We start from the raw sequence: 19,994 nt of genomic DNA, 5'->3' as shown, positions 1-19,994 counted from the left end.
TCAGCGTTACGTCGCCGACGCTATCGGGTCACCATATTCTGGGCGTGTTTAACCAGTTCGTCCGGGCTTTTCAGGCGCTCCGGTTTTTTGATTCCGGACTGGCAACCCGGGCGGGCGTAGAGCTCATCTATCCAGCGGTTCAGATGCTCCAATCCTTCCACCGATGCGCCGGACCATGAGTGCGTGCGCACCCAGCACCAGTTGGCAAAATCGGCGATGGTAAGTTCGTCGCCTACCAAATACGGAGATTCTGCCAGCCGACTGTCGAGCACCTCAAACAGCCTCCTGCACTCTTTCTGATAGCGATCAATCGCAGGCTGAATCTTTTCCGGAAAGTACCGGTAAAACACATTGGCCTGCCCCATCATCGGGCCAACGCCGCCCATCTGAAACATAAGCCACTGAAGTGCGCAGGAGCGTACTTTGGGATCTCGCGGATAAAACTGCCCGTACTTTTCTGCCAGATAAATCATAATGGCGCCGGACTCGAACACCACAAAATCGTCGTTGTCCCGATCCACAATAACCGGAATGCGGCCGTTGGGATTCAACGCCAGGAACCCCGGCGTTTTCTGCTCGTTTTTGGAAAAGTCTATCGGTATCAGGTTGTACTCAACACCCATCTCTTCCAGCAGTACCGTAACCTTGTATCCGTTGGGCGTTGGCGCCGTGTATACATCAATCAAGCGAACCTCCTGCACAGCTCATGCGTATGTGGTTCAGACCTGCGCAGACGAACGCGCCTTGATGCGGTCATACCAGGCCTGAAGGTGAGTGTGTTCAGGCAGGATGCGAATATTCACAACCCGGGCGAACGCAACCGTGGTGAATGCATTAATGTCGGCAGCCGTAAAGCGGTCGCAACAGATGAATTCCCGGTCGGCAAGATGACCGTCCAGGAACGCCATAAACTTGTTAACGCTCTTCCCGCATTCCTCGCCCCATTCCTTGATAGGGTTCATCCGGTCTTTAAAATAGCCGCTGGTGTGCTGGAAACACATGCCCGTGGGCGTAAAGAAGTAGAACTCGATCCACCGGACCCATTGCTCAATGGTGGCTTTCTCAATCGGGGTGTCGCCCAACAGCGTTGGCGTTTCGGGATAGCTCTCCTCGAAGTAACGACAAATGGCCATGGTCTCGGAGATACAGATTCCGTCATCCAGCTCCATCACAGGCACTTTCTTCATGGGGTTACGTGCTACGTACTCGGGCGTGAGGTTCTCGCCTTTTTGAAGGTCAATCTCAATGAATTCGGCTTTTTCCAACAACCCTTTCTCAGCCATGAACATGCGTACCCGGCGTGGGTTAGGTGCGGTTTTTGTTTCGAAAATCTTCATTTTGGGGGCTCCGTTCCGAAATAAATCAGGAATCGCTCAGTGTGGCGAATGACCTAAAGACTGACCTTAAAAAAGGGTTGCGTCAAGCAACTGATAAGCAAGCATTTTGGCATACTGGCACGGCCTTCAAAACCCCTTGCCAATTGCCCTTCCACCCCTGCAGGATACGTCTTCAATGATGACGGTTTCTTGTTAAAACCTTGTAACTCGGCTCAGGATCCTTATGCTTGTTGATAAGTGGTAACCGAGATGAGCTGCTTTGCCTTATTTTCTGTATTGCCAGAAAACCGCAATTTATCCAGCCCCTCCCGGTTGCTTCCTGTCAGTCGTTAATCCGGTAGCAAAACAACCAACAACAAGACAATCATTACAAAAAAACGACAGCGAGCGTTTACAGCCGGATTCACCAACCCTCAAACGGAGAAGTGACTATGCGAAAGCTTACGTCTGCTGCGCTGCTATGCGCGCTATCAATACCTGGCATAGCACAAGCCAACTGTGGCGAAGTTTCCATCACTGAAATGAACTGGGCTTCCAACACCGTGGTCACCAACGTAGCCAAATTTATTATGGAACAAGGCTATGGCTGCGATGTCTCTGTAGTGCCATCCGATACCGTACCCGCCGTCACGTCTGTTGCGGAAAACGGAGAGCCCGACATTGTTACAGAACTGTGGCTTAACTCGGCGGGTGACGCCTACTTGCGCCTGGAAAAAGAAGGCAAGATCGAGCGGTTGGGCAAGGTTCTCGACCCCGGCGGCATTGAGGGCTGGTGGATTCCAACGTATCTGGCAGAGAAACATCCCGAGCTGAAAACCATCGAAGGCATCATGGCGAATCCGGAGCTTGTCGGCTCTCGCTTCAACAACTGCCCTGATGGCTGGGGCTGCAGGGTTGTCAGCGACAACCTGATTCGCGCTCTGGATCTTGAAGATTCCGGTATCAAGGTGTTCAACCACGGCTCAGGCGAAACCCTGGCCTCTTCAATGGCATCAGCGGTTCAGGACGAAAAGCCCTGGTTCGGCTACTACTGGGGCCCGACCGTACCGCTGGGCAAGTATGATATGACTCGGGTAAAGCTGGGTGAATACAACGCGAAAATTCACCAGAAAAACCAGACCGCCAATGCGGACAACCCCGGAGTGTCAGAATTCCCGGCCGCAACCATCCTTACCTCTGTGACAACCGACTTCAAGGATCGCGAACCGGAAGTAACGGAGATGCTCAGCAAAATGACGTTCAAAACGGACACCATGAGCGCACTCCTGGCCTGGATGGACTCCAACAACGCATCCGGCGAAGAAGCTGCCGTTTATTACTTGAGCAACAACCGTGATGAATGGTCTGGCTGGCTGAACGATAGCGCCAAAAAGAAACTGGCGGCCGTTCTTGAAAACTGATTGACCCGCCCTGGCCCGGGAGCCGCATTGTGACAGATGCGCCCGGGCACATCTGATTGTGACAGCAACCGAATTCTTTGGCGTATGGAACCTCCTGCGCGCAAACGAGGCTAAACGTAAATGGCAACCTACGACTCCCTGTTTTCGGCACTTGGGTTAAAACAATGGTGCGCGGAAGGTAAGGCCGACGGCCCGATGTCGATGGCCGACCTGCTCAACAAAGCCAGCGGCAAGAGTGCAGAGCCTGAATCTCTTTGGGACCTGCCATTTCCTTCAATGGATGCGCTTAACGATTCCTGCGCGGCATTTCCCAAGTCCAGAGAGCTTACACAAGGCCTTGAACAAGGCTTTCTTGCCATAAAAGACAACCTCAGTCTGGTGCTTGATCCAATCACTCAACCCCTAAGCTGGTCGCTCGATGGCGCCCTTTACGGCATGATTAACACGCCCTGGTGGATTGTTATCCCCATCATGCTTGCGGTTGTTTTTCTGGTTACCAAATCCTGGAAACTGGTTGTATTCGTAGGCGCCAGCCTCTGCCTGTTGGCGTTCATTGATTACTATGTGTACGCCATGCAGACCCTCGCCATCATTTTTGTCTGCGCTTTCCTCTGTGTCTTGTTCGGGGTGCCCATAGGCATCGCCATGTCTCGAAGCAATACCATGCAACGGTTAACAATTCCGGTGCTCGATATGCTGCAGACGCTGCCACCTTTTGTTTATCTGATCCCGCTGATCTTTCTGTTCAGCGTGACGGAGTCCAAACTCTACGGCATCGCCATCATCCTCTATGCGATTGTGCCCGTCGTGCGGCTGACCAATCTCGGCATACGGTTGGTAGACAAAGATGTGATCGAAGCGGCCGACGCCTTTGGCATGACGCCCAGGCAAAAGCTGTTCAAGGTTCAAATACCCCTGGCCTTGCCGAACATCATGGCCGGTGTAAACCAGACCATCATGATGAGCCTGGCGATGGTGGTTATTGCATCGTTGGTGTCCGCACCCGGCCTCGGTGTTCTGGTACTTCGCGGTATTCGTAACCTGGATCTCGGCGTCGGTCTGATTGCCGGCTTCGGCATCGTTATTCTTGCGGTCATCCTTGACCGGGTGACAAAGGCCTCCCTGGCACGCATTAATGCCAGCCAAAATCAGTGAGGACAGAACGTGGCAGACGATATTAAGATTTCCATCAAAAACCTCTACAAGATTTTCGGGCCAACGCCAGACGTGGCACTAGAGCATGTAAAGCAGGGCATGAACAAAGCGGATCTGCTGGATCAGCACAACCATGTTCTGGGGTTGAGAGATATCAACGTGGATATTCTCGATGGCAAAATCACCGTTATCATGGGGCTTTCCGGCTCTGGCAAGTCAACACTGATTCGCCATCTGAATCGCCTGATCGAACCCACGGCGGGGGAAATCCAGCTTAACGGTGAGGACGTTCTGGAACTGAAAGAAGGGCAGCTACGCCAGCTTCGGCGGGAACAGATGTCGATGGTGTTTCAGAAGTTCGCTTTGTTGCCGCACAAAACCGTGCTTGAGAACGCCGGCATGGCCCTCAATATTCGGGGCTCTTCCGTCGCAGACTTTGAAAGCGAAGCCGTAAAATGGCTGGCCCGAGTGGGTCTTGAGGGCAATGAAAACCAGTTCCCTCATCAATTGTCTGGCGGTATGCAACAGCGGGTTGGTATCGCGCGCGCGCTGGTCTCCAATTCCCCTGTCATGCTGATGGACGAAGCCTTCTCGGCGTTGGATCCTCTGATTCGCTCAGACATGCAGGATCTCTTACTGGAGCTTCAGGGTGAGCTTCAAAAGACGATCGTATTCATCACCCACGATCTGGACGAAGCACTGAAGCTTTCAGACCACTTGGTCATTCTCAAAGATGGTGAGGTGGTTCAGCAAGGGGATCCTCAAGACATCCTGCTCAATCCCAACGATCCTTATATCGTTGCCTTTATAAACGATATAAATCGTGCACGAGTGCTTCGTGTGCGTTCCGTGATGAATCGCACCGTCGATAACGACGTCGACTACGCCGGGGACCTTTTGGAGAATGACAATCTGGAGACGGTACTTTCCCGTTCGGGTGGTGACCTGGATAAGGTATTCAGAGTGGTTCGAAACGGTGAGGCGGTGGGCAGTCTGAGCATGAAAGAGCTAACTCTCGCGCTGGTTCCAACCGGCGAGCCAACGGAAGAAACAGCGGCGTGAATCGACCATGGATGTCGGAGCTCCGGAAGGCGCACGGGCATCCATGGCGGATTCGACGGAAGGCGGTTCCGTCGACCGCTATTTTTGCACTCCGTCGGTAGACTGAAACGCGGTAATTTCCTCGCCCGTTGACGTTGTGAGCACCAGCTGTCCATTACGACCAATCGACGCAAGCTTGACCTTCGACATGAGAGTTAAAAAACGCTGTTCCTGGTTCATCAACGCCGGTGCACAGGCCATTTTCGTCGCAAACAGGTAGTCGAAACTCACACCTTCAGCCGTGCGCTCATACTGGCCTCCATAACGATTACAAGAAGCCAGGCCAGCCAGACGATTATCCTCGAAAAATTCGACGGTCATCCGGGAGCTATCAATAATGCCGGTGCCTGCCAGATCCTCTACAACCCATTGTGCACCCCGGAACAAACGCTCTGGGTCGCCGCCACAGCCCTCAAAGACTTCGTCGTTCCACTCAAGACGAACCTGCGCCGGGAACTGGGCGCCAGACATCGTATCTTCACACAGCTGAGGGGCCACCTTGAGCGTCAGCTCCTGCCCGTCCAGCTCACCACGAAACTCGCGGCCGTGGCGGTTGGCAACGGTCGTTTCAGGCGCGACCTTTTCAGGCTCTGCGGATTCATAAGGCCGATTAAACAGCAGCTCTTCGCCCACCACACGGGCGTGCCAAAAAGGCTCGTTGCCAGTGGCTTCAAACGGCATTTCCAACGCGCCCGCCTGCAAGCACTCCGGGTACGTCTGTCCTTTTACCGTCAATGTTGCTCGCTCACCCTTGCTCCAAAACCGGGTCTCATCGTCTTCGGGGGCCACATAAAGTGCGCCGGACGCACTCTCTTTCGGCTTCAGCAGCAACCGCTCGCCCCGATAATCAACACCCAGCAGGCCGCCATCCTGCGCATCCGCAACACTGACATCAAGCTGACCACACTGATAAACACCCGAAACCATCGGGGCATCAGGCCCCGTGGCACACCCGGCGATAAAAAGCCCGGTAGCTGCGACGACCGATGTCATCAAAAACCGCTGCAAGTACATAGACACATCCTGGGGTTAAAACGTGAATGAATGTCGGCATCTTAAAGACTCGCTTGTGTAAAAACCAATGGCCGAGGCAGCACAATGATCAAAACACCGATTCAAACGGCTTTGCCACTGTTTATCCTCTTGGCTCAAAGCTATGCTGAGGCCCATCACTCAGGAGGCATCGCATGGCTCTCAGGCTCTATCAGTTCGCCATATCCCATTACTGCGAGAAAATTCGTTGGGCGCTAGATTATAAAAAGCTCAATTATGAAACCACAAACCTGCTACCGGGACAGCACATGAAAACTGTGCAGAAACTGACCCGGGGCGCGGGTGCCTCGGTGCCGGTTCTGGAGCACGACGGGACGGTGCTTCAGGGTTCGTCCGCCATACTTGATTATCTTGACCGCACCTTTTTGGACAACCCGCTCACGCCGGCGGACGAATCGGTACGAGCGCGCGCACTGGCGTGGGAAAAACGCCTGGACGAGGAGGCCGGCCCCGCCGTTCGCTGCTACTCGTATCACCATTTTCTGCAACGCCCGAAGATTGTGGTGCCATTGCTGACCGCGGGCACACCTTTTTACAATCGTATTTTGCTCAGCCTGGCGTTCAGCCGAGTAAACGAAGTGATGCGGAAATGGTTGAAAATCAACGATAAAACGGCGGAAGAATCCCGGAAAGTCATTGAGGGTCTGTTAATAGAGCTGTCAGAGGTTTACGGCCAACAGCCGTTTCTGGCCGGCGACGCTTTCTCCCGCGCGGACCTGACAGCCGCCGCTCTGTTCGCGCCACTTTTTCAGCCTGCAGCCTACCCTGTACCCTGGCCAAAACCGGCACGGGTGCCAAAAGAGATACAAGCCCAGCTCAGCCTTTGGCAGCCACAATTGCAGGTTCTCAATCGTATTTACAGTGACCATCGGGAGCGCGGAGAAAAACGGGATGACTGAAAAAACGCCCCGGCTGGCATTGCTGTGCCTACTTCTGATGTTCGGCACTGGTGCTCACGCTGCCGATGTGCGCATTGCGGTAGCGGCCAATTTTACCGACACCACTCGGGAACTCATTGCGGCATTTGCTGAAACCACCGGCCTGGAGGCCATTGCAAGCTATGGCTCAACCGGGAAACTGTACGCACAGATAAACAATGGCGCGCCGTTTGACGTATTTCTCGCAGCCGACCGTCATCGGCCCGAACTTCTTGAGCAAAATGAGCAAGGCGTAGCCGGCACCCGATTCACTTACGCCAGGGGTAAACTGGCTCTCTGGAGCTCCGCGCCGGATACCTTTGAAGATCCATTAGCCTGGCTCGAATCTGGCCGTTTTGCGCATCTGGCCATTGCCAACCCGAAAACAGCACCCTACGGCTTTGCTGCCCGGGAAGTGCTCACTAAGCTGAATCTCTGGGAGTCGTTGCAGGGTCGACTGGTGCGCGGTGATTCCATTGCGCAAACCTTCCAGTTTGTCGCCACCACCAACGCTCAATCGGGATTTGTGGCTTTGTCTCAAGTGCGCGCCTGGCCCGAAAAAGGCGGCGCCCTGTGGCTGGTTCCACAATCCTACTATTCCCCTATCAATCAACAAGCTATTCTTCTGTCTCGCAGCAAAGATAACAATGCGGCTCGCCAATGGCTTGAGTTCCTACGGGGCGACAAAGCCAGAAGCATCATTGAGAAATTTGGCTATGAAATCGATCACTGAACAGTAATCCGGCCACCACTATGGACACATACTGGGAGCCCGTGTGGCTCACTCTGAAACTCGCAGGCTGCACCACCGCCGTGCTTCTGATCATCGGAACGCCTGTCGCCTGGTGGCTTGCCCGCAGCCGCCATTGGGTAAGGCAACCTGTTGCGGCGATTGTCGCCTTGCCCCTGGTGCTGCCCCCCACGGTTCTCGGGTTCTATCTTCTGGTATTGATGGGGCCGAAGGGCATGGTTGGCCAACTCACCGAACAGTTGGGGCTGGGCTTGCTGCCTTTCACGTTTCAGGGGCTGGTCATTGCCTCGGTTATTTATTCTTTGCCGTTTACCGTTCAGCCCCTGCAAAATGCTTTCGGATCGATTAATCAACAACTTCTGGAAGTTGCGTCTACACTTCGGGCCTCACCTCGGGATCGCTTCTTTTCCATTGTCATCCCCCTGGCCCGGCCGGGCTTTCTCACCGCCGGTGTACTCACGTTTGCCCATACCATCGGCGAGTTCGGGGTTGTGCTGATGATTGGCGGTAATATTCCCGGTGAAACCAAAGTGCTCTCTGTGGCTATTTACGATCATGTGGAATCCCTGGAGTACGTGCAGGCCCATTGGCTCGCCGCTGGCATGGTGGCTTTCTCCTTCATCGTGCTGGTCGTGCTCTATTCACTCAACGGCCGCCTGCAGTCCGGGTTGGTGAAATGACGACGCCGTCAGGAATACAGGCAAGGTTCAGGTGCACGCTTGGCGCATTTGAACTGGACGTTGATCTCGACCTGCCCGGTACCGGGCTCACCGCCCTGTTCGGCCACTCCGGTTGCGGCAAAACCACGTTGTTGAGGTGCATGGCAGGCCTGCAGGCAGCGGACGGCACAATGAACGTTAACGGAGATGAATGGCAGAATGAGGGTGAGAGAAATGGCCGCCCCGTTCATCAGCGACCTCTTGCCTACGTGTTTCAAGAGACCGGCCTGTTCCCTCACCTCTCGGTAAAACAAAACCTGATGTACGGATACAAACGCATTCCGAAAAGCGAGCGCCAGATATCCCTCGATCAGGCGACGAAATGGCTGGGCCTCGCTCACCTGCTGGAGCGCATGCCAAAAAAACTGTCAGGCGGCGAACGCCAGCGTGTCGCGATCGCCCGGGCGCTGCTCACAAGCCCCAGGCTGCTACTGATGGACGAACCCCTGTCGGCTCTGGACCAGGCCAGCAAACAAGAGATCATGCACTACCTGGAGACTCTGAGAGACAACCTCGCCATACCCATACTCTATGTTTCTCACTCCACCACCGAAGTCGCACGATTGGCTGACCACATCGTGATGATGGACAAGGGACAGGTTGTTGCCGAGGGCCCGCTGCAACAGATAATGGCGCGCACCGACCAGCCCTTTGGCCTTGAGGAAGATGCCGGCGTCATTATTGATGCCGTCGTTTCAGAGCTGGATGCGCAGTGGCACCTGTGCCGTGCGGATTTCGCGGGGGGCCATCTCTGGCTGCGTGCCGATGAAGGTCTGGCAGTCGGACAAACGATACGCCTGCAAGTACTTGCCAGAGATATCAGCCTCGCTCTGAGCGAGCAAATCGATCAAAGCATTCAGAACCTTATTCTAGCCACCGTCGACGAAGTCGTTGCAGATATCAGCCCGGGAACGTCCATGATACGACTTTTGGCGGGACATACTCCGTTTCTCTCGCGCCTTACGACACGGGCCTTACACACCCTTGCTATTGAGCACGGGCAGCAGGTCTGGATGCAGGTAAAATCGGTCGCGATTGTTGACTGACAGGGCTTTGCCCCGGGCCCTCTGTCTCATGAACCCATAACGACTCAGCGGGTGCCGAACACCACCATGGTTTTGCCTTTTACCCTTACAAGCCCTTGATCTTCAAGAGTTTTCAAAACCCGACCTACCATTTCACGAGAGCACCCGACAATTCGGCCAATTTCCTGACGGGTAATCTTGATCTGCATGCCGTCGGGATGCGTCATGGCGTCCGGCTCCTTGCACAAATCCAGCAGGGTGCGGGCAACCCGCCCGGTTACGTCCAGAAACGCCAGGTCGCCAACTTTACGGGTCGTCTGGCGCAGGCGTGATGCCATCTGCTCGCCAATGAAGTAGAGCACCCCGAGATCCTGCTGGGCAATTTCCCGGAATTTCGGATAGCTGATTTCAGCCACCTCGCATTCGGTTTTAGCCTTCACCCAGGCGCTGCGGGAATCCATGTTGTCAAACAGTCCCATCTCACCGAAAAAGTCCCCGGCATTGAGATAGGCCATGATCATTTCACGCCCGTCATCATCTTCGATGATCACCGTGACGGAGCCCTTTACGATGTAAAAGAGGGAGTCGCTTTTGTCACCCGCATAAATAATGGTGCTCTTGGCCGGGTACCGGCGGCGATGACACTGCGAAAGAAAATAATCGAGATGTTTTGTTTTCTGCTCAACCGGCTTGACGATAGTGGCCATAATGCGAGTCGTGCCTCCTCAGATACTGACGGGTTCCGATGTTTGTTATTCACCCGGCCTTCCCTGCGGGTTCATTCTTTTTTACGACAAAACAGAGCAACTTATAGCAAGAAGGCCTGCGTCGGGCAACTGGAAACGGTATACAAGATGTATCCGGGACTGGGGTTGGCAACTGCCAGTTCACCCAGGTTGTGCTAGCATCCTGCCGAGATATTTATATTCCGGGCCGGCTAATGCCTGCCCCTGCGCAACAGGAGAATACCGTTCATGAAAGCAACCGTCGACTGGACAGGCAATGCCAGTTTTCGAGTTACCAGTGGTTCCGGGCACGCCGTACAACTGGATGGTCCACCCGATCACGGTGGCGAAAATCTGGGCCCCCGCCCCATGGAAATGATATTGATGGGCTTGGGCGGCTGCTCATCATTTGATGTCATGAGCATTCTGAAGAAGAGTCGTCAGGACGTCACAGCTTGCCACACGGAACTCGAAGCCCAGCGCGCGGATGCTGTGCCGTCAGTGTTCACCCATGTGCATCTGCACTTCGTTGTGACCGGTCGCAACCTGAAAGAAAATCAGGTAAAGCGTGCCGTGAGCCTGTCGGCCGAGAAGTACTGCTCTGCCTCGATCATGCTGGGAAAAGGCGGCGTGGACATCACTCACAGCCACGAAATTCGCGACGCGGAATAAGCTTGGCTTACAACACTATTCAACACTTGGTGGGGAGTGCATAATACCGCCCTTTCTCCGCCGGTCTGCGCAAAAGGTGAACAACCTGGTCAGTAGTCGGTGGCGGCCTACGCAGAGTGAGCAATTGCCGCTCTACCGTCATTCATCTCCATATTCCGGAGGGGCTGAGCATGGAACCAAAACTCCAGTTGCACGGTTTCAACAACCTGACCAAATCTTTGAGTTTCAATATCTACGACATCTGTTACGCGCAGACTGAAGAACAGCGGGAAGCCTACATTGATTACATTGATGAGATGTACAACGCGGAACGCCTGACTCAGATCCTGACGGACGTCGTCAAGATTGTTGGCGCCAACGTACTTAACATCGCCCGCCAGGATTATGAGCCTCACGGGGCCTCGGTCACAATGCTCATTGCTGAGCATGAGTTGGCCGGGAACGATTCAGACAACGAAGAATCACCCGGGCCGCTTCCGGATACCATTGTGGCGCATCTCGACAAGAGCCACGTCACGGTGCACACCTACCCCGAGAGCCATCCCCATGAGGGCATCAGTACCTTCCGGGCAGACATTGATGTCTCTACCTGCGGCCTGATCTCGCCATTGAAGGTTCTGAACTATTTGATTCACAGCTTTGATTCCGATGTGGTGACGTGCGACTACCGGGTGCGCGGTTTTACCCGCGATGTAGACGGCACCAAGCATTACATTGATCACGACATCAATTCGATCCAGAACTATCTGACCGAAGATACGCAGAACGCGTATCAGATGATCGATGTGAACGTTTATCAGGAAAATCTCTTTCACACCAAAATGATGTTGAAAGAGTTCAACCTGGACAACCATGTCTTTGGCGTGAATGCCGACGAGTTGGACCCAGACGTAGCACAGTCCATCGAAGATCGCTTAAGGCGCGAAAAGCTGGAGATCTTCTACTCTCGCAACGTGGAATAGAAGCCCCGGGCAAAATCAGGCAAAAGGCTTTTCTTAGGCAAAAGACTTGCGCGCAATCAGGCGCTGCACCATGGGTCTTACGATAAGATCCATGGCCAGCGCCATTTTTGTGCCCGGAATAACCAGAGTGTCGTGACGTGACAGGGTGCTGTTCCGGATCGCCTGCAGCAGGTAGGAAAAATCCACGTCCGTGGCATCTCTGAAGCGAATCACCAGCATGCTCTCATCCTCTGTCGGCACGTCCCGGACCACAAACGGGTTGGACGTATCCACCAGTGGAATGCGCTGGAAGTTGATATGGGTGTGCGAAAACTGCGGCACTATATCGTGAACGTAGTCGTTCATTCGGTTGAGGATTGTTGCAACCACGGCTTCCTGGCTGTAACCACGCTGATGGGTATCCCGGTGTATTTTCTGAATCCACTCCAGATTCACTATGGGTACCACGCCGATGAGCAGATCCACATGCTGGGCGATGTTAAACGCCTCGCTTACCACGGCCCCATGCAGGCCCTCGTAAAATAACAGATCGGTCTCCGGCTCAAGCGACCCCCAAGCGGTGAACGTGCCCGGCTTGTGCCCTTCAGCCTGCAGGGTGCGATCCTCATCGTGAACATACTGTCGAGACCGGCCATTACCGGAATGCCCGTAGTCGTAAAACAGGGCTTCCAGCTTGTCGATATGGTTGGCGGCGAGGGCAAAGTGGTTGCGTTCACCAAACTGACCCTTGGCCGCCAGCCGCGCCATTTGCTCTCGGGTATAACGATGAAAACTGTCACCGTTGACCATCGCCGCAGCCAGTTCCTCACTGGCAAACATGCGCCGGAAAATCTGGCTGGTGGTGCTTGTGCCAGCGCCGGACGAACCCGTAACGGCAATGATGGGGTGGCGTTTTGACATGGCTGAGCGGCGCCCGGGGTTAAGTTAAGAGTTATGAGCTATATCGAGAGTCAGGTGACCATCAAATAAGGCTATCGAGTGCGCACGGTTTCTCCACCACGAAGCCCTGAGCGTAATCCACGCCCAACTGCCTCAGCGTGTCCAACACGTCGCGGGATTCAACCTGGGCCGCAATCACCTCCCGATTCATATAGTGCGCCATGTCCACCATGGATTTCACCATGGCCCGATCGGCTTCACTGGTATTCAGCTGGCCGGTGAACGCGCTGTCAATCTTGATGAGGTCAACCGGTAGCGAACGCATGAACTCGAACGAACTGGGGCCACTGCCAAAATTCCCGAGGCAGAACCTGCACCCCAACTCCTTCATCTCAAGGATGAAATCCGCTACCGCCTGCACGTCGGTGATCGCAGACGCTTCGGTTATTTCAAACCAGAGACGCTCGATGGGCGCGTCTTTTTCACTTAATTTTTCATAAATGTATTCAAGCAACGACTGGTCGTTCAGCGAGTAGCCAGACAAATTAATACATACACCACCCAGGTGGCGAGGGTCTGGCGCTTTTTCCCGCAACCAGTCCAGCATGTGGCCGACCACCCAGCGATCGACGGCCTGCATGCGATCATACCGCTCCGCCATGCGCACAAAATCACGGCCGGTAATCAGTACCCCGGCGTCATCGTACATGCTGATCAGCACTTCATACTGCGCCGCCATGGATGCGCGGCTGTGCAGGGGGATAATCTTCTGGCAGCGCAACAGCATGCGCTCTTCGTCCAGATCACCAAGGCTGGCAACCTTGGCCGCGATCTGCTCCTGGCGCGCCTGGTCTTCGGCATCCAGGGAATAGAACGCGATCTTGCCATGCCCTTTTTGCCTGGCGGCGCCCAGCGCCTGTTCCGACGCTCTCAGCCAGCGCTCTGCGCTGACCAACCCGGTCAATTCGGCCACAATCCCGATGCTTGCCGACAGCGTGTAGTTGCGACCGCCATAAGCAAACTCCGCACCCTCCACCACCGCAATCAGATTTCGCGCGGCATCGTCTGCGTTTTCAGACGGTACCAACATGCCGAATTCGTTTCCCGCAAGCCGGGCCACGGGCATTCCGTCGCCCACGTGTTTGCGCAGCAGATCAGCGACGCGTTTCAGCGTGTCATCGCCGGCCTGATAACCGGCGGTGTCGTTTAACAAACGAAACTTACGCAAGTCCAGCCGCACCAGAGAGCGTTCGTCCTCGCGCCGGGCTAGTTGCTGGTCAAGCATGCGCTCAAACTCCCGGCGCCCCAGAAGACCCGTCAGTTCGTCGTGGGTAGACGCCCAGGACAACTGGTCGTAAACCTTGCGAACCATGCGGTCAATGCTGTCATCCACCAGCGGCCGCTCATACTGACCATCGGGAACAATGATGCCCTTGCGCATCTGGCGCGCCAGAGCGTCCAGCTCAAGCTCCACAACCCGCATGCCTTGATGGTTTACAAAAACAAACCGGCTGAACCCGCGGGCCACCCAGACCAGTCGAATGTACTGGGGCTCGTCAGGCTTTTCCTGATCCCGCAGCCAGTCGCCTGTGCGAAGTTTCTGGGCGCGGTTTATCCAGCGCTGAAGGCTGCGCTGCTCACGTTCAGACAACGACTGCTTGAGATCTTTTTCTGGCAGTATCGCCGGAACATCCACCATATCCAGCGGTTGATCAGGACTGCGCACTAAAAACTGCTTCAATTCATCGCGTATCTGGGAAGACGGCATGTGGTTACTGGAAATAGAGGCAAGCCCGTCCTGAATGACCCGAAGTAACTCCGGCAAATTCACGGTGCCGTCTCCGTCATCGGCAAACGCCAGTAGGGAATCAACCACCAAGAGATAATCCTGCCAGATCTGGCTGTCTGGCCCTTGTCGAATCCAGGTCAACGACAACAAGTCCCGCCAGCCACCATCCAGCAGGCTGAGAACGGCTTTGGGTATTTTGCGCCCCGCCAGTTTCCGGTTCAGCATGTCGGCAACGGCGGTCTTGGATTCTGCCACCTTCTGGGCGCCTTCCGCTGCGGCTGTAACCCGCTCCACGTTGCGGCGATACACCAGATTCTGGCGGTCAATCAGGCCATCGAGTTCCTGAACGGTCTGCTCAAAAACCCCGGTATCCTGCTCGAATTCTGTCGTAATACGCTGAATCAGTTCATCGACCCGGCGTTGAACCACGGGGTTAAGCCGGCCACCCTTAACACCAAGCTGTGCCAACCGGTTCATCACCCCTCTGACAGGGCTGTTCTTGTCATCAAAAAAGGCGGGGTCACGCATGACTGCTTTCAAGACCGGCACTTCCAACTGGCGCATTCGCGTCTGGGCGTATTCGCTGAGTTTCGGGCTCTCGGTAACAGAGTTGAAAAAGCGATCTACAACATCCAGCGTATCCTGCTGTTCATCGTTCAATTTTTTTGCACCGCTCTCGCGGACTTTTCCGACCACCCGCTCCCGCAGCGAGACAACATTGCTGGCACCATCAGCCGGTTCTGTCTGAAGCTGTTGAAGCTCGCGCTGCAACTCACCCGAAGACAACGCCTGGGCGTTAACCGGAAAAGGTGCCGGCTCGGCATCGCCACGGGTTGCGCGACTCGCGGCAAGAGTACCCAGCAAATTCTTCACGGTCGCAAACGCCGTTTGCGCAGTCTGGGCATAGCTCCGGAACTCACTGCCCACGCGCGCTTTCCCCTGCGCTTTGGCAAGGTTTTCCGATGCGTCCACGACCGGGGCTGGATCGCTCGGCTTTTGCGCAGGCTGGCTCGATTCCGATGCCGGTTTGCCCGGATCGTTTGTTGCCGTTTGCTCACTCAAATACTTACTCAGATCCAATTCGGGCAACACGCCATGACGAATCAGGATATTGTTCAGTTCTTTGTAAAGCGGCCCCAGGTGAAACAGAACGGATTGTTCAAATACCTTCAGGCAGATTTTTTCGACCTCTCTGGAGGCCTTGAGCTGGCCCAGGCCCGCATGGAATGACTCGCACACAAGCGATGGGCCAAGTGGATTATGGTGCCCGGTGGCGTTGGCAATGCCCAGCTTGTCCAGCCGGAGTTTGAGCTGCAGCAGCTCTTTCCGATACTGGGTGTCGGCTTTTGTCACCATCACCCGGATTGTCAGCCAATCTTCAAATTCACCCTTGTCGACCACGGATAACTCAGAGCCCGGGAAGCCTTTGGGCGCGGGTTTTAGGGGGGACTCAAGGTTTCGGGCTATCTGATGCCAGATAACCCGCTGTCGGGCCTGAACCTGGCCCGAAAAATCCATTAGCTCGTTGGCCTGTTGATCGTTCTTGGCTTTTTGAGCAGCCGCCTTCAGGCCTGCAGCCATTTGCACGAAACAGGCGTCCATAAGGGGTTCTATGTGCTGGATAACCGCCCGCGCAGACTGGTGCAACACAAACTGCACTCGCTCACTGGGGGCGCGCAATGAGGCCCGTTCCTGGCCATGGGAACCGCCGCACTGCAGCAGCATCGCCGCGACCGCTGTCGGGTTTGTACGTGTGAAGTTGACGCCCATGGCACCGTCAATACGCCGGACAATACTGACGTGAAGTTCATGCCGGCGTTTTCCATCTGTATCGCGGAAGCGCACAATCAACTCAGCCGGGGTAGACGACGAAAATGCCCGGTCCAGCTTGCGTGATGTTTCACCGGAATAGCGAACAAACAAGCCCTCGGGGCAAAAATCCGCAATCTGACATGGCCAGAATTCGCCCGTGCCCAAATCAATCTGGGCAGCAAGTTTGATGGGTTTTCGGGGGCTACTGCGTCGTTCTCTTGGATCCATGAACTACCTGATGTTGCACAAAGCCGGGGGGAGCCAAGTATATTGCCCGATATCGGCTAACGTCCTTTAAATTGGTGGCCGTGATTACCTGCTCTCATGTAACCGTGGCGGCGATTATACCCGCCACGATGAGTGTACTATAGCGACTGATCGCGGGCACACAAACAGTAAGGTCTGGCGTCTTAACCTATGAAACAGCTTAGTCAGATCTATACGGTTTTGCTACTGACAACGTACCTGAGCGGTTGCAGTGCTATCGGTTACTACACCCAGGCCATTCGTGGTCATCTGGCGCTGACCACAGCCGGCAAGCCGGTAGACAGTTTTATTGTTAGCAAACGCACCCCTGACGACCTCCGCAACAAGCTGCTTTTATCCCGCCAAGCCCGTCGTTTTGCCGACAGGCGCCTGGCATTACCCGTTGGCGGCGCCTTCACAGACTATGTGGTTCTCGATCACCCCTGGGTGGTGGTCAATCTGGTGGCCGTGCCCGAGTTTTCCCTGCAACCCAATCAATGGTGTTATCCGTTCCTCGGCTGTCAGGCCTACCGGGGCTATTTCCACCTTGAAGATGCCCGGAGTGAGGAGCGACAGTTCCGAGCCAAAGGTTACGACACCTTCGTCGGCGGCGTAACGGCCTATTCGACGTTGGGATGGTTTGATGATCCTCTGCACTCCGGCTTTACCAACCTGCCGGATGAACGCATGGTTGCCCTGATGTTTCACGAACTGGCCCACCGGGTTGTCTACATCAAAGGAGACACGGCTTTTAATGAAAGCTTTGCTACCGCCGTTGAATTGGAAGGCCTGAAGCTTTGGCTGACTGACCAGGGCGATCTCCCTGCATTCGAACAAGCACTTACCCGCCTGGAGTTGCGCAACAAAACTCACGCCCTCGTGGCCATCGCCAGCGCCGACCTGCAACGGCTTTATCAGCAACAGGGCTTGCTTTCTGATAGCCGACTTCGCGAGCGTAAGCAGCTCATTTTTGAGGAACTCAATGCGGCCTATGGTCGCTTGATTGGCCAGGTGGGCAAAGGGGAAGACGGCGAAAACGAAGAAGAAGCCGGGCCGTTTGGCCCCCCTCCTGTTGCGTTCAACAACGCCCGGATTGCCCTGTTCACCCAATACAATCAATACGTGCCGGCCTTTCGACAGCTACTGAAACAGTCAGGCGGTGACTTCCCCGTGTTTTACCGCAGCGTGGAAACACTCTCCGGGCAACCTGAGGAGCAGCGCCAGCAAGCGCTGCAAGACCTGTCAAAGCGGTTTAAAGAAAACCTTTGAATTGCGCTGAGTATTGTAGGAGGCAAGCTTCGGCCCGGGCAAAGCCTGAACCGTGCTGGGCTGGAAGCCCCGCTCACGAAACCAGTGCTCTGTTTGTGTGGTGAGCACGAACAATTTCCGGATGCCCTGGCTGCGGGCGTGTTTTTCGACCATCAACAGAATTTCGTCGCCACGGCCAGCGCGGCGATAGGCAGAATCCACCGCAAAGCAGGAGAGTTCTCCGGCACCCTCATCAGGATAATTATGCAGGGCAGCGCAGCCTACGATGGTGCCGTCACGTTCTGCTACAACAAAGTATTCAATGTCGGTCTCCAGCATTTCCCGCGACCGCCGCACCAGGATGCCCTGCTCCTCCAGCGGTTCGATCAGCCCCAGAATGCCACCGATATCCTCGGCCCTGGCCTGCCGAATCTGCTCGTAATGGTCACCACTGACCAACGTGCCTGTGCCATCCCGGGTGAACAGCTCTTCCAACAGAGCGCCATCGTTCACGTAGCTGATAATGTGCGCCCGCTTCACCCCCTTAACACAAGCGTCGCAGGCAGCCCGCAGCAGATCCGCGTCGTGACCGGTGACCGTTCCACCCGTCAGTCGCTCCGGAGCCTGTCGCGCTGAAAGCTCACGAATCAAAGAACCGTCCTGTTCCAATAGCCCCTGATCGTGTATAAAAACAATAAGCTTTTCAGCTTGCAGCGCTGCCGCTACCTGGCTGCCCACATCTTCGTAAGACAAGTTGAAGGCGTCTCCTGTGGGCGAATAGCCCATTGGGGGAAGTAAAACAATGTGCCCCTGTTCCAACAGTTTCTCGATACCGGCCACATCCACACGCCTTACCTTACCCGTGTAACCGAAATCGACTCCATCCAGCACGCCGACAGGTTTAGCGGTTACATAGTTGCCGCTGCTCACGCGGATACGGGCATTGTGCATGGGGGAGTTCACCAGCCCCATCGACAACCGGCTTTCAAGGTAGGCTCGCAAACCACCGGTTGCCTCCATAACCAGCGGCAGATGGTTTTCGGGGGTGATGCGCAAGCTGCGGGAAAACGACGATTCCAGGCCGGCATCGTTCAGACGGTTCTGAATCTGTGGCCGCGAACCAAACGCAACCACCAAACGCACGCCCAGACTGCTGAGCAGCGCTATGTCGTGGATGATATTGATGAAATTTTCATGTTGAACCGCATCACCCGGAATCGTCAACACAACCGTACGGCCACGATGGGCGTTGATATAAGGCGATGAATGGCGAAACGAATGCAGCCAGCCGTTTGATTTCAAAGATTGCTCTCCAATTGAACGCGTCTGATTGTTTAAAGGCAAAACTTCCGGATAAGGCCCCTAAGGATGCTTACGGTGGGTTCCAACTGCGACATCTCCAGATACTCATCCGGCTGATGGGCCTGGTCAATAGAACCCGGGCCCATAACCAGGGTTTCCATGCCTAGCTTTTGCAGCCAGGGGGCCTCAGTGGCAAAGGCAACCGCATGTGCCGTATGGCCGGTAAGTTGTTCACAGGCCTTCACCAACTCGGCATCCGCCGGCGTTTCGAAGGGCGGAACACCGTCAAACAGCGGCTCGAACGCCATCAACAGTTCGCGCCGCTCAGCCACCGGCGCAATTCGGTGCAAAATGGCTTGGCGCAAGCTGTCCATGCTCATGCCCGGCAGAGGGCGCAGGTCGAAGTGCAGCTCACACCTGGCACAAATGCGATTGGGGTTGTCGCCACCGTGAATGCAGCCAAGATTGAGCGTTGGCACCTGCACATCAAAATTCGTATTGCGATACTGTGCTTGCCAGTCAGTGCGCAGGGCCAGAAGCTCACCAAGCGCCTCGTGCATGCCTTCAAGCGCATTGCGACCCAGCCCCGGGTCGGAAGAGTGACCAGACTGCCCTTCGAACATCAATCGCTCCATCATAATGCCTTTGTGCATGCGCACAGGCTTCAGGCTGGTGGGCTCGCCGATAACGGCGTAACGAGCGTTTGGCTTGCCGGCCTCGGCCAGGGCTCTGGCGCCGTTCATGGAGGTTTCCTCATCCGCGGTCGCGAGGATGATCAACGGCTGCTTCAGATCGGCGGCTGTAAACGCTTTGGCCGCTTCAATAGCCAGCGGGAAAAACCCTTTCATGTCGCAAGTGCCCAGCCCGTACCAGCGGTTATCACGCTCGGTCAGGGTAAAAG

At 55.2% G+C, this 19,994-nt stretch carries 18 protein-coding genes; 10 read left to right on the top strand and 8 right to left on the bottom strand.

Annotated features, from left to right (window positions below; all coding sequences use genetic code 11):
* Nucleotides 1-20: 20 nt before the first annotated feature.
* Nucleotides 21-686, bottom strand: coding sequence for a glutathione S-transferase family protein (locus tag ENI00_RS11630; RefSeq protein ID WP_304102360.1), 666 nt, complete (start codon nt 684-686; stop codon nt 21-23).
* A gap of 33 nt (nt 687-719) precedes the next feature.
* Nucleotides 720-1,337: a glutathione S-transferase family protein gene (locus tag ENI00_RS11625; protein ID WP_304102357.1), complete on the bottom strand. Its 618-nt coding sequence runs from the start codon at nt 1,335-1,337 to the stop codon at nt 720-722.
* 431 nt (nt 1,338-1,768) lie between these two features.
* Here ENI00_RS11625 and ENI00_RS11620 point away from each other — a divergent pair, with 431 nt between their 5' ends.
* The 3 genes from ENI00_RS11620 (at nt 1,769) to ENI00_RS11610 (ending at nt 4,954) form a co-directional block, all read left to right on the top strand.
* Nucleotides 1,769-2,737, top strand: coding sequence for an ABC transporter substrate-binding protein (locus ENI00_RS11620; RefSeq protein WP_304102354.1), 969 nt, complete (start codon nt 1,769-1,771; stop codon nt 2,735-2,737).
* Between the two features lie 120 nt (nt 2,738-2,857).
* A complete protein-coding gene (locus ENI00_RS11615; protein ID WP_304102352.1) occupies nt 2,858-3,892 on the top strand; it encodes an ABC transporter permease in 1,035 nt (344 codons plus the stop codon).
* Nucleotides 3,893-3,901: 9 nt separating this feature from the next.
* Nucleotides 3,902-4,954, top strand: coding sequence for an ATP-binding cassette domain-containing protein (locus ENI00_RS11610; RefSeq protein ID WP_304102349.1), 1,053 nt, complete (start codon nt 3,902-3,904; stop codon nt 4,952-4,954).
* 78 nt (nt 4,955-5,032) lie between these two features.
* Here ENI00_RS11610 and ENI00_RS11605 read toward each other — a convergent pair whose 3' ends face one another.
* Nucleotides 5,033-6,007, bottom strand: coding sequence for an META domain-containing protein (locus ENI00_RS11605; RefSeq protein ID WP_304102346.1), 975 nt, complete (start codon nt 6,005-6,007; stop codon nt 5,033-5,035).
* A 173-nt stretch (nt 6,008-6,180) separates the two neighbouring features.
* Here ENI00_RS11605 and ENI00_RS11600 point away from each other — a divergent pair, with 173 nt between their 5' ends.
* Genes ENI00_RS11600 through modC form a run of 4 tightly spaced genes read left to right on the top strand, consistent with a single transcriptional unit; the run spans nt 6,181 to nt 9,479 of the window.
* Nucleotides 6,181-6,945, top strand: coding sequence for a glutathione S-transferase family protein (locus tag ENI00_RS11600; RefSeq protein ID WP_304102343.1), 765 nt, complete (start codon nt 6,181-6,183; stop codon nt 6,943-6,945).
* The gene (gene modA / locus ENI00_RS11595) at nt 6,938-7,696 is read left to right on the top strand and encodes a molybdate ABC transporter substrate-binding protein (RefSeq protein ID WP_304102340.1); all 759 of its coding nucleotides are present in this window, start codon (nt 6,938-6,940) and stop codon (nt 7,694-7,696) included. The genes ENI00_RS11600 and modA overlap by 8 nt, the downstream gene beginning before the upstream one ends.
* 20 nt (nt 7,697-7,716) lie before the next feature.
* Nucleotides 7,717-8,394, top strand: coding sequence for a molybdate ABC transporter permease subunit (gene modB, locus ENI00_RS11590; protein ID WP_304102336.1), 678 nt, complete (start codon nt 7,717-7,719; stop codon nt 8,392-8,394).
* The gene (modC, locus tag ENI00_RS11585; RefSeq protein ID WP_304102333.1) at nt 8,391-9,479 is read left to right on the top strand and encodes a molybdenum ABC transporter ATP-binding protein; all 1,089 of its coding nucleotides are present in this window, start codon (nt 8,391-8,393) and stop codon (nt 9,477-9,479) included. Before modB ends, modC begins: the two co-directional genes overlap by 4 nt.
* A 44-nt stretch (nt 9,480-9,523) precedes the next feature.
* Here the strand turns inward: modC and crp are convergent, their stop codons facing one another.
* Nucleotides 9,524-10,165, bottom strand: a complete 642-nt coding sequence (gene crp / locus ENI00_RS11580; RefSeq protein WP_096783948.1) for a cAMP-activated global transcriptional regulator CRP — start codon at nt 10,163-10,165, stop codon at nt 9,524-9,526.
* A 267-nt stretch (nt 10,166-10,432) separates the two neighbouring features.
* Here crp and ENI00_RS11575 point away from each other — a divergent pair, with 267 nt between their 5' ends.
* Complete coding sequence (locus ENI00_RS11575) at nt 10,433-10,855, top strand: OsmC family protein (RefSeq protein WP_304102324.1); 423 nt, start codon at nt 10,433-10,435, stop codon at nt 10,853-10,855.
* 170 nt (nt 10,856-11,025) lie between these two features.
* Nucleotides 11,026-11,817 (top strand): adenosylmethionine decarboxylase, encoded by a 792-nt coding sequence (gene speD, locus ENI00_RS11570; protein ID WP_304102322.1) that lies wholly within the window; start codon nt 11,026-11,028, stop codon nt 11,815-11,817.
* A gap of 33 nt (nt 11,818-11,850) precedes the next feature.
* On the opposite strand, the gene ENI00_RS11565 is transcribed toward speD, so the two are convergent.
* The gene (locus ENI00_RS11565) at nt 11,851-12,717 is read right to left on the bottom strand and encodes a phosphoribulokinase (RefSeq protein ID WP_304102320.1); all 867 of its coding nucleotides are present in this window, start codon (nt 12,715-12,717) and stop codon (nt 11,851-11,853) included.
* Nucleotides 12,718-12,778: 61 nt separating this feature from the next.
* Complete coding sequence (locus tag ENI00_RS11560) at nt 12,779-16,525, bottom strand: DUF1631 family protein (protein WP_304102317.1); 3,747 nt, start codon at nt 16,523-16,525, stop codon at nt 12,779-12,781.
* A 189-nt stretch (nt 16,526-16,714) separates the two neighbouring features.
* Between ENI00_RS11560 and ENI00_RS11555 the strand changes: the two genes are divergently transcribed.
* On the top strand, nt 16,715-17,812 hold the full coding sequence (locus ENI00_RS11555; RefSeq protein ID WP_304102315.1) for an aminopeptidase: 1,098 nt from the start codon (nt 16,715-16,717) through the stop codon (nt 17,810-17,812).
* On the opposite strand, the gene argA is transcribed toward ENI00_RS11555, so the two are convergent.
* Together argA and argE are read right to left on the bottom strand one after the other, a co-directional pair.
* On the bottom strand, nt 17,786-19,093 hold the full coding sequence (argA, locus tag ENI00_RS11550) for an amino-acid N-acetyltransferase (protein WP_304102312.1): 1,308 nt from the start codon (nt 19,091-19,093) through the stop codon (nt 17,786-17,788). The genes ENI00_RS11555 and argA overlap by 27 nt on opposite strands.
* A 32-nt stretch (nt 19,094-19,125) precedes the next feature.
* Nucleotides 19,126-19,994, bottom strand: an 869-nt coding sequence (gene argE / locus ENI00_RS11545) for an acetylornithine deacetylase (RefSeq protein ID WP_304102308.1), incomplete at its 5' end; no start/stop codon positions are given.

Origin of the sequence: Marinobacter antarcticus, from assembly GCF_011049865.1 — a bacterium.
Classification (GTDB): Bacteria; Pseudomonadota; Gammaproteobacteria; order Pseudomonadales; family Oleiphilaceae; genus Marinobacter; species Marinobacter antarcticus_A.
The sequence above is the reverse complement of the archived record's forward strand: the minus strand, read 5'-3'. Positions and strand labels throughout refer to the sequence as shown.

Bases quoted from the DNA above. Each gene is read 5' to 3' on its own strand.
- ENI00_RS11600 (WP_304102343.1), top strand. From the start codon at position 6,181: ATGGCTCTCAGGCTCTATCAGTTCGCCATATCCCATTACTGCGAGAAA.
- ENI00_RS11555 (WP_304102315.1), top strand. From the start codon at position 16,715: ATGAAACAGCTTAGTCAGATCTATACGGTTTTGCTACTGACAACGTAC.
- modB (WP_304102336.1), top strand. From the start codon at position 7,717: ATGGACACATACTGGGAGCCCGTGTGGCTCACTCTGAAACTCGCAGGC.
- ENI00_RS11620 (WP_304102354.1), top strand. From the start codon at position 1,769: ATGCGAAAGCTTACGTCTGCTGCGCTGCTATGCGCGCTATCAATACCT.
- modA (WP_304102340.1), top strand. From the start codon at position 6,938: ATGACTGAAAAAACGCCCCGGCTGGCATTGCTGTGCCTACTTCTGATG.
- ENI00_RS11565 (WP_304102320.1), bottom strand. From the start codon at position 12,717: ATGTCAAAACGCCACCCCATCATTGCCGTTACGGGTTCGTCCGGCGCT.
- ENI00_RS11625 (WP_304102357.1), bottom strand. From the start codon at position 1,337: ATGAAGATTTTCGAAACAAAAACCGCACCTAACCCACGCCGGGTACGC.
- speD (WP_304102322.1), top strand. From the start codon at position 11,026: ATGGAACCAAAACTCCAGTTGCACGGTTTCAACAACCTGACCAAATCT.
- ENI00_RS11575 (WP_304102324.1), top strand. From the start codon at position 10,433: ATGAAAGCAACCGTCGACTGGACAGGCAATGCCAGTTTTCGAGTTACC.
- ENI00_RS11615 (WP_304102352.1), top strand. From the start codon at position 2,858: ATGGCAACCTACGACTCCCTGTTTTCGGCACTTGGGTTAAAACAATGG.
- crp (WP_096783948.1), bottom strand. From the start codon at position 10,165: ATGGCCACTATCGTCAAGCCGGTTGAGCAGAAAACAAAACATCTCGAT.
- modC (WP_304102333.1), top strand. From the start codon at position 8,391: ATGACGACGCCGTCAGGAATACAGGCAAGGTTCAGGTGCACGCTTGGC.
- ENI00_RS11605 (WP_304102346.1), bottom strand. From the start codon at position 6,007: ATGTACTTGCAGCGGTTTTTGATGACATCGGTCGTCGCAGCTACCGGG.
- ENI00_RS11560 (WP_304102317.1), bottom strand. From the start codon at position 16,525: ATGGATCCAAGAGAACGACGCAGTAGCCCCCGAAAACCCATCAAACTT.